This is a genomic window from Labrys sp. LIt4, from assembly GCF_017813775.1.
Lineage (GTDB): Bacteria > Pseudomonadota > Alphaproteobacteria > Rhizobiales > Labraceae > Labrys > Labrys okinawensis_A.
On record NZ_JAGIPY010000002.1, the window covers coordinates 166,789 to 180,388 of the forward strand.

Sequence of the window (13,600 nt, forward strand, 5' to 3'; positions counted from 1 at the left end):
TTCACCGGGGATGACGACGCATTTATCTCGGCGCCGCCTCAAGCTGCCGAACTATCTTCCAAGGCCAGGAAACCGCCGGACTGGCGGCGCCACAGCCTGGCATAGAGGCCGTCGCGCGCGATCAGTTCCTCATGCCGTCCCTGCTCGACGATACGGCCGCCATCGAGCACGATGAGGCGATCGAGTTCCGCGATCGTCGAAAGACGATGGGCAATGGCGAGCACTGTCTTGTCGTGCATCAGGCGGCGAAGCTGGCCCTGGATTGCCGCCTCGACCTCCGAATCCAGGGCGGAGGTCGCTTCGTCGAGTACCAGGATCGGGGCGTTCTTGAGCAATACGCGGGCGATGGTGATGCGCTGGCGCTGTCCGCCGGAGAGCTTCACGCCGCGCTCGCCCACGCGCGACTCGTAGCCGGCGCGGCCTTCCTGGTCACCCAGCGTCACGATGAAATCATGCGCGGCGGCCTGCCTTGCCGCATCCTCGATGGCATCCTTGTCCGCTTCCGTGCGGCCATAGGCGATATTGTCCTGGATGGAGCGGTGCAGCAGGGAATTGTCCTGCGTCACCACGCCGATATGCCGGCGCAAACTGTCCTGGCTGACGCCGGCAATGTCCTGCCCGTCGATCAGGATCCGGCCGGACTGGATGGCGTAGAGACGCAGCAGCAGGTTGACCAGCGTCGACTTGCCCGCGCCGGACGGGCCGACGATACCCACCTTCTCGCCGGGGCGGATGGTGAGCGAAAGATCCGAAAACACCGGCTGCGTGCCGCCATAGCCGAAGCGGACATGCTCGAAGACGATTTCGCCGCGTGGCACCGAGAGCGTGGCGGCGTCGGGAGCGTCGACGAGGTCATGCGGCTTGGCGATCGTCAGCATGCTCTCCTGCACGGCGCCGATATTCTCGAAGACGTCGCGGATCAGATACATCAGCCAGCCCGAGAGCTGGATCAGCCGCAGCACCAGCGTGAGGGCCGCCGCACCGGCGCCGGCCGTCATGTTGCCCTGGCTCCAGAGCAGGAGGATCATGCCGGCGATCACCGCCAGCAGCAGGCTGTTGAGCACCTGCAGGGCGAAACTGGCGCCGAGGATCAGGCGCATCAGATCGAGAAAGCTCTCGTTCCAGCGCTTGAGCGCTTCCCTGACCGCCGAGCGTTCGAGATCGGAACGGGCGAACAGCTTCACGGTGAGGATGTTGGTGTAGGAATCGACGATGCGGCCGGTGGTGGTGGAGCGGCCGAGGGAATTGGCTTCCGAGCGCTTCAGCGCTCGCGGCACGAAAAAGGAGAGCAGTGCGGCATAGGCGGCCAGCCAGCCCACGACAGGCAGCACCAGCCAGGCATCGACCGAGCCGAAGAAGCCGATGGTGACCCCGGCAAAGACCAGCGCATACCAGAGGTCGCCGATCACCGCGATGATCGCCGAGCGAATCGATTGCCCGGCCTGGATCACGCGCGCCGACAGGCGCCCGGCAAAGTCGTTCTGGAAATAAGTAAGCGAATGGCCGAGCGTATAGATGTGGTTGCGCCAGCGGATCTGGTTGGTGAGCGGCGGCACCACGATCAGATTGGTGACGGCCTGGGTCACGAAGAACAGGACCGGCCTGAGCAACAGCACCACGAACAGGGCGCCGGCGAGAAGCAGGCCGTGGTCGCGCAAGAGGGTCTGCGGCGAGCCCTTGTTCAGCAGGTCCACGAACCAGCCGACCATCAGATAGATGCCGGCCTCCACGCCGCTGAAGGCCAGCTCGATCCCCATGATGGCCAGCAGCCAGCCTTTCACAGGCTTGAGGTGGTGCCACATGAAACGCCATACCCCGGTGGGCGGCGTGTCGTGCTCGTCGAAAGCGGCGAATATATCTATGCGGCTTTCGAGAAATCGGAATAAGCGCGCAAACATCGAAAATATGACCTTGAAACAATGCTGGAATCGCTTGCGGCGACACCAAAGCAGGAGTTTCGGGTCAAATTGCGAGTCGCACCAGCCTTGTTGGCGGCCGGCAGGTGTTTCAAAAATGCGGACATCAGCGACATGCCTGCATGTCGCGATGTCCGCATCTTCCTGTCCGTACGTGCTTCAGTCCACCAGGATGACCCGGAGGTCGTTGACATTGGTGAAGGTCGGGCCGGGCGCGACGAGATCGCCGATGGCTTCGAAGAAGCCGGTCGAGTCGTTGTCGGCGAGATAGGCGGCCGGGTCGATGCCGGCCGCACGGGCCCTTGCGAGCGTGGTCTCGTCAATGATCGCACCGGCTGGGTCGGTGGCGAGGCCGCCGCCCCCATCCGTGCCGTCCGTATCCGCGGCGAGCGCGCTGATGCCGCTCTCGCCCTCGAGGGCGAGGGCCAGGGCCAGGCTGAATTCCTGGTTGGGCCCGCCGCGTCCCTTGCCGGTGATGGTCACCGTCAGTTCTCCGCCGGAGATCAGGGCGGCGCGGCGGCCGGCGGCCTTCAGCGCGCGGGCCTGCCGCGCCTGGTCTGCGGCGACCTGCCGGGCTTCGCCCTCGACATCGGCGCCGAGCACGACCGGTTCATAACCATGCTGCTCGGCGAGGCGGGTCGCGGCCGCGATCATGTCGGAGGGGGTGACGACGATGCGGAACTCGCTCTTGGCAAAGACCGGATCGCCCGGCTTGGGCGTCTCGTTGCCGGCGTCCTCGAAGAGGGCCTTGGCCGCGCCGAGAGGCGTATTGAAGCGTTCGGCAATGGCGAGAGCCTGCGCATTGCTGACGGGATCGGGTACGGTGGGGCCGGAGCCGATCACGGCGGGATCGTCGCCGGGAACGTCCGAGACGGCGAGGGTGAGCAGGCGCGCGGGATAGGCGGCCTGGGCGAGGCGGCCACCCTTGATACGTGACAGGCGCTTGCGCAGGACATTGATCTCGCCGATGGCGGCACCCGAGCGCAGCAGGTGACGGGTGATGGCGCGCTTGTCGTCCAGGGTCAGCGCGCCGGCGGGCGCCACCCAATTGGCGGAAGCGCCGCCGGAGAGCAGGACCAGCACCAGATCGTCCTCGCCGGCCGCTGCTGCAAGCGCGAGCGCGCGCTCGGCGCCATCGATGCTGCCCTGGTCCGGCACAGGGTGTCCGGCCTCGATCATCGGCAGGGTCTTGAGCGGGCGCCCATAACCATGGCGGGCCACCGCCACGCCATCGATGCGATCGGCCGGGACGCCGAGGGCAGTATAGTGGGCTTCCGCGATCTCGGCCATGCTGCCGGCCGCCTTGCCGGCGGCAAGCAGGATCAGCCGTCCCGAGGCAGGGGGAGGCGGCAGATGCTGCGGCAGGAAGGTTGCCGGATGGGACGCAGCGACCGCCCCCGTGAAAATGGCGTCGAGAGTCTGGCGGCGGGCATCGACACGGTCAGGCATTGCGTCTTCGGGCTCCCTCGCGGCAGGACGCGGATGAGAAAACGCGTCATGCTTCATGCTTGTTCATTGCATCGGTTCCTGCGCTGCCCGGCGATGAGGCAGCCGCAAGGGTGATGGCTTGCCATGTCCCTTAACCTATGGAGGCGCGGTGAGGCCAGCCCGTTGGCGGTAATTTTGGAAAGCGTCGGCGGTCAGGCGCCGGGGCTGCCTCTCTCGCGGAAGCGCCGCACGCGCATATGGGTGCCGCAGGCCTCTTCCGAACACCATTGGCGGCGTCCGCCCCGCGAGGTGTCGAGAAACAGCCAGCCGCAATTGATGCCATGGCATTCCCGCACGCCCCGGCGCCCGCTGCGGCCGGTGAGCAGGTCGGCCGCGGCGAAGGCAATGCGATGGAGGATGGCGTCGAGGGTGCCATCGTCGCGCCAGCCCCATTCGAAAATGCCGGCAGCCAGGCGCAGTTCGCGCTGATGGTTGGCGCTCTGCAGCACGCCGTCGAGACGAGCAGCATCTTCTTCGCTGCCCGTTTCGCCCATGGTTTCAGCGAGAAAGAGATTTCTCAAGGTCGTGCGCAGGGATCGGGCTCGCAGCAAGGCCGCGTCCGCCTCGGCCGGCTCGCTGTCGGCCCGTTGCCGCAGGCGGTCCGAAAGGGCCGAATCGATCAGATCGACACGCCGGGCCCAGGTGATGAGATCGCCATAGGAGACGAGCAGGTCCGGCCCCCAGCGATCGCGCCAGGCGTCGACCGTGTTGACGAAATCCAGGGCCGGATGTCCGCCGACGAGGCGGATGGTGGCAATGGTCTTGACCTGGTTCATCGCGGTACTTTCCAGCGCTGGCCCTCGGAATTCAAGCGTGCATTGTAACGATTATAATGATATATAACCGTTACACAAGATTTGCCGAGGTCCCGTTATGCCCAGCCGTACTACCTTGCTGTTCCTGGCTCTCTGCGCGATCTGGGGAACCACCTGGATCGGCATCAAGGCAGGCGTGGAGGCGGTGCCGCCCCTGCTGTTTGCCGGCACGCGCTTTACCGCGGCCGGCTTGTTGCTGCTCGGATTCGCCGCCTGGCGCGAGGGGCTGCCGCGGCTGGCGTGGCGGGATCTGCCGCGTCTCGCGGCCACCAGCCTGCTGATGATAACGCTGTGCTATGCGGCGCTGTTCTGGGGGGTGGCGCATGTCGATTCGGGTACGGCCGCCGTGCTCGAAATGTCGCTGACGCCGATAGCCCTGATGGCTTTCGCGCTCTGGCTGCGGGAAGAGAATTTCGACAGGTGGCGTTTCGGTGCCCTGCTTCTCGGCATGGCGGGGCTGGCCATCCTGTTCGGGCCGACTGCGGTTCGAAATTGGTCTGCTGCGGCGGGCGAGGGCGCGGCATGGCGCCTGGCGGGAGCGGCAGCGGTGTCGTGGGCCGCAGTGGCCTATGGCTGGGGCTCGGTGGTCGCGCGTCCCTTGCTGCGGCTCTACTCCTCGACCGTCGTGGCCGGGAGTACCACCCTCTTCGGCGGCCTGCTGCTGCTCGCCGCGTCGCTCGCCGGCGAGCCCGGAGCAATTCGGGCCTTGGCTGGGCAATGGGGCGCGGCGGCCTGGGCGGGATGGCTGTTTCTCGTGCTGTTCGGCTCGCTGATCGGCTACACCATCTACATGACGCTCCTCAGGGAGATCGGCGCCACGCGTGCGGGAACCTATGCCTTCGTATCCCCGATCATTGCCGTGCTGCTCGGCATGATCTGCTTCGGCGAACAGGTCCGCCTCCTCGACCTGCTCGGCATGGCTGTGATGCTGGCCGGGGCTGGCCTTGCCATGGCGGAGCCCAAGGCGCGGCTGAAGCCCGCCACCAATTGAGAACGGAGCGGAGAGGCCGGAAGAGAAAGGACGCAGTTGTTCACCGGGTCATGCCGGACGCATTGCGGCCTGCAGTGCTGCGAAGCAGATCCGGGATCATAAGCCGGCCGTAGCTCGTCCGCAGATGCGGGACGACCAGAGCGTGACTTGTTACGAATGGGGAGCTTTTCGGGTCAAGAACCCGTCAGAACAAGACTCCGGTGCAAGGTGCGATTCGGACAAATCGCTCCTTGCACCGGTCAACGGCTTCGCTGTCTTTCCCGGGAAAGATCAGGTGCGCCGATGATGGCGGTAGTGCCGGCGGTGATGGTGGCGATGCCGATAGCCTTCGCCACCGTGTTGACGCAGCCACCGCGGCCCGCGATGCACGCCGGGCACGCCATACCATTTGCAGCGGGCGCTGTTCGACGGCGCGTTGCAGGTCCGGTCCCTGACTGTTTGTACGAGCGAGGGATTGTCCGGCTGGGACACCGGCATGGCCGAGGATGGACCGGCGAGGGCAAAGGTGGCGCCTAGGGCGAAAGCGGCGGCAATAAGAAATCTCATGAGCCTCTCCTGTCGAAATGAAACGAAAACACGCATTTGATCGAAAACGCTCGATCAAACGCATGGGCAGGGAGAAAGTTCCTTATGGGATGGCGATGTATATCGCGGCGGATGCGCAAATTGAACCACCGCTCCGCGCCTCAAAACTGGGCGTTGAATACGGTTGTCACGTATTGGTTTTGCGGAGTCTGAATGGTGGGCGCGACAGGGATTGAACCTGTGACCCCTCCCGTGTGAAGGGAGTGCTCTCCCGCTGAGCTACGCGCCCCCGAAGGGAAGCGCCTATTTGGATAAAGCCGGCTGCGCTGTCAAGCCGGTAATCGCGTCGATTGCAGAAATCAGTTGATCGAAATGCGAAATGACGTGGGTTGCCCCCAACTGAGTGGCGGGAATGTCGGTGTAGCCGAAATCCACGCAGACCGACGGCAGCCCGGCGCGCAGGGCGGTGTCGATGTCGGTCTTGCTGTCGCCCACCATGACGGCGTGGGTAGGATCGCCGCCGGCGGCCTCGATCGAAAGGGTGAGGTGGCGCGGATCGGGCTTGAACCAGGCGAAGGCGTCGCGCCCGCAAATGGCACTGAAATAGGGGGTCAGTTTCAGGGCTTCGATCAGGCGCACGGAATGTTCGGTCACCTTGTTGGTGCATATGCCGAGCAGCCAGCCTCGCGACTTCAGCGTCTGCAAGGCTTCTTCGACACCGTCGAAGGCAACCGTCTCATCGGCCAGATGCTCGCCGTAATAGTCGAGGAAATCGCGATAGAGCACGTCCATGCGGGCCGGCTCGACCGTCTGGCCGCATTCGGCAAATCCGCGTTCCAGCAGCGCGCGGGCGCCGGCACCCAGCAGGCTCTGCGCTCTCTCGACCGGCAAGGCGGGCAGCCCTTCGCGAGCCAGGATGAAGTTCAGCGTTCCCATCAAGTCGCGGGCGCTGTCCACCAGCGTTCCGTCAAGGTCGAAGATCGCTGTCCGCGGCTGCATCATGCTGTTCTTTCCGGCTTGGTCTGGAAAATGCCATGTCTGGGTGGCAAGCGAAGAGTCGAGAATTCACGATTCGAGTTAGGACCGTATCGTCTGTGTGAATGTAACCGGGTTGGATCGCGCCTGACTAGGGCGTGTGACACGACGCCCCAGGCATTCGGGACATGCGCTCCGCCGAGGAAACGACGAGCCAGTCATCATGAAGCGTTCGCTAGGCCTTGCAGCCCTCCTTCTTACCGCCGGCCCTGCGCTCGGAGCCGACTATGTCTTCGTCGCGGCGCCGCAGAAGGACCTCAACCGCATCTACCGTGTCGACCGGCTCACCGGCGAGGTCGGGGCCTGCCAATATGGCGTCAAGGAGGACAATACCGGCGTCACCCTCTGTTTTCCGGCCGGCGAAGGGGCCGGCAAGCAGGAGCCCGGCGACTACACGCTGATCGCCTCCAGCCATGAGCGCGAGAGTTCGGTGTTCCGGGTGGAACAGCGCACCGGAACGATGAGCGTGTGCTATGTCTGGAAGGACCAGGTCATCTGTACGCCCCCCGGAAGATAGGCCAAAGCGGGCATCCGGCGCATGACGGGCTTGCCTGCCGGAGGGGCGGGGCCGATTTTCCTTGTGTCTAGCCCCTTGCTTCTCAAACTTAACTGATGCAATCGGCAGCAAAGCCGTTATAACCGCCGCCTGATCCTGGGATGGGTCGCCCGCTATGGTTTGATCTTGTCAAACGCCGAGCCATAACGGATGACACGCTCGATAACCCGAACCGCCAAGGTTGCCATGACCCCTGACGACATGAAGCGCGAAGCAGCCCGAGCCGCGCTCGCCCATGTCGAAAGCGGCATGCGGCTGGGCCTGGGCCATGGCTCGACGGCCAAGCACTTCGTCGACCTATTGGGCGAGAAGGTGCGGGGCGGGCTTGAAGTCGTCTGCGTGCCGGCCTCCGAATTCACCCACGACCAGGCCAGGGATCTCGGTATTCCCCTGACCACGCTGGACGAGACGCCCGAACTCGACCTGGCGGTCGACGGAGCCGACGAGATCGGTCCGGCTCTCGGATTGATCAAGGGCGGCGGCGGTGCGCTGCTGCGCGAGAAGATCGTCGCTTCGGCGGCTGCCTCGATGCTGGTGATCGCCGACGAATCCAAGGTGGTGCCGGTGCTCGGGCGCTTCCCGCTGCCGGTGGAGGTCATTCCCTTCGGCTTTGGTGCGACCCGGGCTGCTATCGAGCGTATTGCCGCAAAACTCGGACTTTCCGGTGAATTGCGCCTGCGCCAACAGCCCGACGGCCTTGTTTTCGTCACGGATGGCGGGCACCACATCCTAGATTGCCACTTTCAACAGATCCCCGATCCCGCTGCCCTGGCGGCGGGCCTGTCCACCATTCCCGGTGTCGTCGAACACGGATTGTTTCTCGGATTAGCCAAGGGCGCCTATGTCGCCGGCTCTTCGGGCGTCCGCTTCATCGGGCCAGCCTGATTTGTGATGGGAGTTCCATGATGCTTCGTCAACGCCATGTTTGTGGGCAGGTTCGCGTCTTGGCCGCCGCCATGGTCGCCGGACTGCTTGCAAGCGCCGCAGCGCTGCCGGCTTCGGCGCAGAATGCCACGCCGGCGCCAACGGCCGAGGTGCCGACGGGCAATGCCGCCCAGCCGACGCCGGAGCAGCTGGCGACGGCCGTGCAGTTCCTGAAGGCTTCCGGCCTGACCGTCGGCTTCGACGACATCATTCCGCAATATCTGCAGCAGGCGACCGCCATCTATACCGGCCAGCGTCCCGAACTCAGCCAGATGATCAACGAGGCGGCGATCTCGCTGGTGCCCGAATTCATGAAGAAGCGGATCGAGCTCGATAACAGCCTCGCCAAGTTCTACACCACGCGTTTCAGCGAGGACGAGCTCAAGCAGCTGATCGCTTTCTACGAAAGCCCGGTCGGCAAGAAGCTTGCCACCCAGCAGCAGATCATCCTGCGTGATTCGATGCCGGTGGTGCAGGGCTGGACGCGCGAGCTGCAGGACGGCGTGATGAAGCGGGTGCGCGAAGAGGTGGAGAAGAAGGGCGGCAAGCTCGGTCCTTCGCCGACCGAAACGTCCGGAGACGCACCGGCCGCGGCAGACAAGCCCGCCGCGCCGGCCCAATAAAATCGAATATCAGCCTTGTTCGGAAGCGGGATTGATCACATCAGTCCCGCTTCTTACGTTCAGGCGTCGCAAAGCAAGGCGCATGCACGCGTAAGCGCTTCTTTGCTCTGGTTCTTCGTTTCGACGTATCGTTGCGATTGCAGAGCGTTTCCATCTCATCGCAACACGCTTTCGCAATCCTCCCGGATGATCGCTTGCGCAGGCCGGGCAATGGCAGTCAGGCTCAACCATGTCGCAATTCGACTATGATCTGTTCGTGATCGGCGCGGGATCCGGCGGGGTGCGCGCCGCCCGCATCGCAGCCTCGCATGGGGCGCGGGTGGCCATCGCCGAGGAGTTCCGGGTCGGCGGTACCTGCGTCATTCGTGGCTGCGTGCCCAAGAAGCTCTATGTGCTGGCCAGCCGTTTCGCCGACGAATTCCGCGAGGCGGCCGGCTTCGGCTGGACCGTGCCCGAGGCCGAATTTTCCTGGCCCAAGCTCGTGGCCGCCAAGGAAGCCGAGATTACCCGGCTTGAACGGGCCTATTCGGCCAATCTGGAAAAATCATCGGTGGCGACCTTCCCGAGTCGCGCCGTGATCACTGCTCCGCATACCGTGCAGCTGGACGGCGGACGCAGCTTCACCGCCGGCCGGATCCTGATCGCAACCGGCGGGGCGCCGGTCAAGCCGAACGTACCGGGCGCCGAACTCGCCATCACCTCCAACGAGGTCTTCGACCTGCCCGCCCTGCCGGAAACGATGATCATCGTCGGCGGCGGCTATATCGCCGTCGAATTCGCCTGCCTCCTGCAGCGGCTGGGCGTGAAGGTGACCCTGGTCTATCGCGGCGAGGCGATCCTGCGCGGTTTCGACGACGATGTGCGCCGGGTGCTGACGGAGGCGATGGGCGCGGCGGGCATCGAGATCCTGATCCGCACGGATCTCAAGCGCATCGAGGCGGGCCAGGCGGGCCAGGCGGGCGGGCGGCGGGTGACCCTCACCAACGGCCAGACGCGTCATGTCGGCGAGATCATGGTGGCGACCGGGCGCAAGCCCAATACGGCGGGCCTCGGTCTCGAAACGGTCGGCGTGGAGATCAACACCGCCGGCGCCATCGCGGTCGACGACCAGTCGCGCACCACCGCACCCGGGATCTGGGCGGTCGGCGATGTCACCAATCGCATCAATCTCACCCCCGTCGCCATCCGCGAAGGCCATGCCTTTGCCGATACCGTCTTCGGCAACAAGCCTTGGCTGGCCGACCATCGCCTCGTGCCGACGGCCGTGTTCTCCACCCCGGAGATCGGCACCGTCGGCTTGAGCGAGGAAGAAGCGCGCGCCGAATGCGGCGGGGGTGTCAGCATCTTCCAGACCTCGTTCCGGGCCATGAAGGCTACCCTGTCGGGCAGCGGCGATCGTGTCTTCATGAAGCTGGTGGTCGACAAGGTGACCGACAAGATTCTCGGCGTGCATATCGTCGGCGAAGGGGCGGCCGAAATGGCGCAATTGCTGGCGATCAGCGTCAGGATGGGCGCGACAAAGGCGGATTTCGATGCCACCATGCCGCTGCATCCAAGTGCGGCCGAGGAATTGGTGACGATGCGTACGCCTGTCCGCTAAGCCGGCCTTTACCAGCCCGGCTGCAGAGTGCACGCCGTGCGATAGCGGCGATTCCCCCGCTTGGATGTCCGGCCGCTGCGCATGAGAGGGCGGCGGGCAGGCGGTTCGGGGAGGGCATGATGCGGGCTCCTGTGGTGATTTTCGGCACGCTGGCCGCTGGCATGATCGTGCTTGCGAACGCGGCCTCTGCACTCAATCTCACCCCGCCCCACGGGCGGCATGTTCCTCCCTTGCGCGCTGTGCCAGCCCAGCCCCAGGCGGAGGAAGCCGTCACCGATTGCGATCGCCTGGCGGCCAGCCCCGAGGACAGCCAGAAGGTCGTGGATGGCGTCGCCATGGAGGCGCTCGACGGCGCGCTGGCTCTGGCGCGCTGCCGGGAGGCCGTCAGCCGCTACCCTGCCGTTGCGCGCTTCCAGTTCCAGCTCGGGCGTGCCCAGGAAAAGCTCGGCAATGATGCGGCTGCCCTCGAGGCCTATCGCAAGGCGGCCGATCTCGGCAGCCTGATCGCAGCCTTCTCGGCCGGGGTGCGCGAACGCGACGGTGTCGGCGTCCCGAGCAATGACGCCGAGGCGAACCGCCTGTTCAAGCTCTGCGCCGACAAGGGCGACGCAGACTGCCTCAACTCCCTGGCCTATCAATATCAGGTCGGGCGCGGCGTGAAAGCCGATCCGGCGCAAGCCCTGGCGCTCTACAAGAAGGCGGCGGAGGCGGGACTGGCCGCCGCCAACGTCAATCTCGGCTTTCTCTATCGGGATGGCGAGGGCGTTGCCCAGGATTTGGCGGAAGCGGCCCGGCAATTCCAAGAGGCGGCCGACAAGGGCGATCCGGCGGGCGCCCGCAACCTCGCTTTGGCCTATCAGAGCGGACAGGGCGTGCCGAAGGATGGCGCCAAGGCAGTGGCGCTGTTCCAGGCCGCAGCCGACCAGGGCGACGACGATGCCCTGGTGAAGATCGCCTATGCCTATCTCAGCGGCGACGGCGTGCCCAAGGATGAAGCCAAGTCGGTCACCTATTATCGCCTTGCCGCCGATCGCGGCAATACCGACGGCATGGCCGGCCTGGCTTTCGCCTATGCCAATGGCACGGGCATCGCGGCCGACGGGAAGGCGGCAGCGCTGTGGCTGATGCGCGCGCTGGCAGCCGGCAACGAATACAGCTTCAACCAGCTCACCGACCATTGGGGCGCCTGGAGTCTGGACACCCGTGTGGAAGTACAGTCGATACTGGTCGATCGTGGCCTCTACAGCGGCAAGACCAACGGCACCCTCAATCGGGAGACCTTGAAGGCCCTCAAGGTCCTGGCGGGACGGGAGAATTGAGAGCAGGGATGCCAGCGGTCGCGGAAAAAGCCGATCTCGAGCGGCTTGGAATCGCACGCGCCTCTTGATTTGGCTAAAACGGCCTGAACATGCCCGAAAATTTCGTGAATGGGGCGAAAAGCCACGGTTTTACGCTGGTTTTCCGTCTGCCGGACGCGTATAGAACCGGCCTTCGCCGGAAAACGCCGGCCCCGTGAAAGTATCGTCGTCGTGCTGGGCGGCTATTGCCGGCTCGCCCTGAGAACAGGAAGTATACTCATGTCCGAGCGTTGGACACCGCAGAGCTGGCGTTCCAGACCCATCCAGCAGTCGCCCGTCTATCCTGACGAAAAGGCCCTCAACGACGTCGAGGCGACGCTCGCGACTTTCCCTCCGCTGGTTTTTGCCGGTGAAGCACGCAAGCTCAAGCGCCAGCTCGCCAAGGTGGCGGCCGGCGAGGCCTTCCTGCTCCAGGGCGGCGACTGCGCCGAGAGCTTCGCCGAGCACGGCGCCGACAACATCCGCGACTTCTTCCGCGTCTTCCTGCAGATGGCGGTGGTGCTCACCTTCGCCGGCTCCTCGCCGGTGGTGAAAGTCGGCCGCATCGCCGGCCAGTTCGCCAAGCCGCGCTCGGCGCCCACCGAGAAGGTCGGCGAGATCGAGCTGCCGGTCTATCGTGGCGACATCGTCAACGGCACCGAATTCACGGCCGAGGCGCGCATTCCCGATCCGCGCCGCCAGCTCGAGGCCTATCGCCAGTCGGCGGCGACGCTCAACCTGCTGCGCGCCTTCGCCACCGGCGGCTATGCCAATCTCGCCCATGTACACCAGTGGATGCTCAGCTTCGTCAAGGACTCGCCGCAGAGCTCGAAATACCAGGCCCTGGCCGAACGCATCACCGAGACGCTCGACTTCATGCGCGCCTGCGGCATCGACCCGGAATTGCATCCGGAGATGCGCATCACCGATTTCTATACCAGCCACGAGGCCCTGCTGCTCGGCTATGAGCAGGCGATGACGCGCATCGATTCCACTTCGGGCGATCCCTATGCGACCTCGGGCCACTTCATCTGGATCGGCGACCGCACGCGCCAGCTCGATCATGCCCATGTCGAGTTCTTCCGTGGCGTCAAGAATCCGATCGGCCTGAAATGCGGCCCGTCGCTCAAGCCCGACGAGCTGATCAAGCTGATCGACATCCTCAACCCCGAAAACGAGCCGGGCCGCCTGACCCTGATCGCGCGCTTCGGCCATGACAAGGTCGAGCAGCATCTGCCCGAGCTCATCCGCGCCGTGAAGCGAGAGGGCCGTTCGGTGGTGTGGTCCTGCGACCCGATGCATGGCAATACGGTGAAGGCGATGAACGGCTACAAGACTCGGCCGTTCGACCAGATCACCGGCGAGATCAAGAGCTTCTTTGCCGTGCACCAGGCCGAAGGCACCTATGCCGGCGGCCTGCATCTGGAGATGACCGGCAAGAACGTCACCGAATGCACCGGCGGGGCCCGTGCCGTGAGCGAGGCCGATCTCGCGGATCGCTACCACACCCATTGCGATCCGCGCCTCAATGCCGAGCAGGCCATCGAAGTCGCCTTCATGGTGGCGGATCTGGTCAAGAAGGAACGTTCCGGCCAAGTTAGGCCGAGTATCATCGCGGCGGAGTGACGCGCGCACTGTCATTCCATCCCGACCGGAAGATCAAGATGTGAAGAGGCGGGTCCGTTGGCCCGCCTCTTGGCTTTTCTGCCCTTCACAGCCGAGATTGCGCCGACTTTCCTTCGATCCTGCATCCATCGCCGATTTGCGCATCACATCCATGCGGCAGGGTT

Annotated in this window: 12 protein-coding genes and 1 tRNA gene; 7 read left to right on the forward strand and 6 right to left on the reverse strand. The window is 64.8% G+C overall.

All coding sequences use genetic code 11. The annotated features are described in order from the left end of the window. Window positions 1–38 precede the first annotated feature (38 nt). The 3 genes from J8I29_RS03720 to J8I29_RS03730 form a co-directional block, all read right to left on the reverse strand. A complete protein-coding gene (locus tag J8I29_RS03720; RefSeq protein WP_209430688.1) occupies window positions 39–1,898 on the reverse strand; it encodes an ABC transporter ATP-binding protein in 1,860 nt (619 codons plus the stop codon). A gap of 177 nt (window positions 1,899–2,075) precedes the next feature. Further along, on the reverse strand, window positions 2,076–3,365 hold the full coding sequence (locus J8I29_RS03725) for a DUF4147 domain-containing protein (RefSeq protein WP_209430689.1): 1,290 nt from the start codon (window positions 3,363–3,365) through the stop codon (window positions 2,076–2,078). 191 nt (window positions 3,366–3,556) lie between these two features. Next, the gene (locus J8I29_RS03730; protein ID WP_209430690.1) at window positions 3,557–4,180 is read right to left on the reverse strand and encodes an ABATE domain-containing protein; all 624 of its coding nucleotides are present in this window, start codon (window positions 4,178–4,180) and stop codon (window positions 3,557–3,559) included. 97 nt (window positions 4,181–4,277) lie between these two features. Between J8I29_RS03730 and J8I29_RS03735 the strand changes: the two genes are divergently transcribed. Next, a complete protein-coding gene (locus J8I29_RS03735; RefSeq protein WP_209430691.1) occupies window positions 4,278–5,210 on the forward strand; it encodes an EamA family transporter in 933 nt (310 codons plus the stop codon). Window positions 5,211–5,480: 270 nt separating this feature from the next. On the opposite strand, the gene J8I29_RS03740 is transcribed toward J8I29_RS03735, so the two are convergent. The 3 genes from J8I29_RS03740 to J8I29_RS03750 all read right to left on the reverse strand — a co-directional run bounded on the left by J8I29_RS03740 (window position 5,481) and on the right by J8I29_RS03750 (window position 6,737). Continuing rightward, window positions 5,481–5,756, reverse strand: coding sequence for a hypothetical protein (locus J8I29_RS03740; RefSeq protein WP_146126877.1), 276 nt, complete (start codon window positions 5,754–5,756; stop codon window positions 5,481–5,483). Window positions 5,757–5,949: 193 nt separating this feature from the next. After that, window positions 5,950–6,024 (reverse strand) — tRNA-Val (locus J8I29_RS03745). A 14-nt stretch (window positions 6,025–6,038) separates the two neighbouring features. After that, window positions 6,039–6,737 carry an HAD family hydrolase gene (locus tag J8I29_RS03750; protein ID WP_105861864.1) on the reverse strand — a complete coding sequence of 233 codons (699 nt, stop codon included), beginning with the start codon at window positions 6,735–6,737 and terminating at the stop codon, window positions 6,039–6,041. 196 nt (window positions 6,738–6,933) lie between these two features. Between J8I29_RS03750 and J8I29_RS03755 the strand changes: the two genes are divergently transcribed. From J8I29_RS03755 to J8I29_RS03780, 6 genes are all read left to right on the forward strand, one after another. Further along, on the forward strand, window positions 6,934–7,287 hold the full coding sequence (locus J8I29_RS03755) for a hypothetical protein (protein ID WP_105861865.1): 354 nt from the start codon (window positions 6,934–6,936) through the stop codon (window positions 7,285–7,287). Between the two features lie 225 nt (window positions 7,288–7,512). Then, window positions 7,513–8,211 carry a ribose-5-phosphate isomerase RpiA gene (gene rpiA, locus J8I29_RS03760; RefSeq protein WP_209430922.1) on the forward strand — a complete coding sequence of 233 codons (699 nt, stop codon included), beginning with the start codon at window positions 7,513–7,515 and terminating at the stop codon, window positions 8,209–8,211. Between the two features lie 20 nt (window positions 8,212–8,231). After that, on the forward strand, window positions 8,232–8,873 hold the full coding sequence (locus J8I29_RS03765; RefSeq protein WP_209430692.1) for a DUF2059 domain-containing protein: 642 nt from the start codon (window positions 8,232–8,234) through the stop codon (window positions 8,871–8,873). 229 nt (window positions 8,874–9,102) lie between these two features. Beyond that, window positions 9,103–10,473 carry a glutathione-disulfide reductase gene (gene gor / locus J8I29_RS03770; protein WP_209430693.1) on the forward strand — a complete coding sequence of 457 codons (1,371 nt, stop codon included), beginning with the start codon at window positions 9,103–9,105 and terminating at the stop codon, window positions 10,471–10,473. A gap of 116 nt (window positions 10,474–10,589) precedes the next feature. Then, on the forward strand, window positions 10,590–11,792 hold the full coding sequence (locus J8I29_RS03775) for a tetratricopeptide repeat protein (RefSeq protein ID WP_209430694.1): 1,203 nt from the start codon (window positions 10,590–10,592) through the stop codon (window positions 11,790–11,792). A gap of 258 nt (window positions 11,793–12,050) precedes the next feature. After that, window positions 12,051–13,436 carry a 3-deoxy-7-phosphoheptulonate synthase class II gene (locus J8I29_RS03780; RefSeq protein WP_209430695.1) on the forward strand — a complete coding sequence of 462 codons (1,386 nt, stop codon included), beginning with the start codon at window positions 12,051–12,053 and terminating at the stop codon, window positions 13,434–13,436. The last annotated feature ends 164 nt before the right edge of the window (window positions 13,437–13,600 follow it).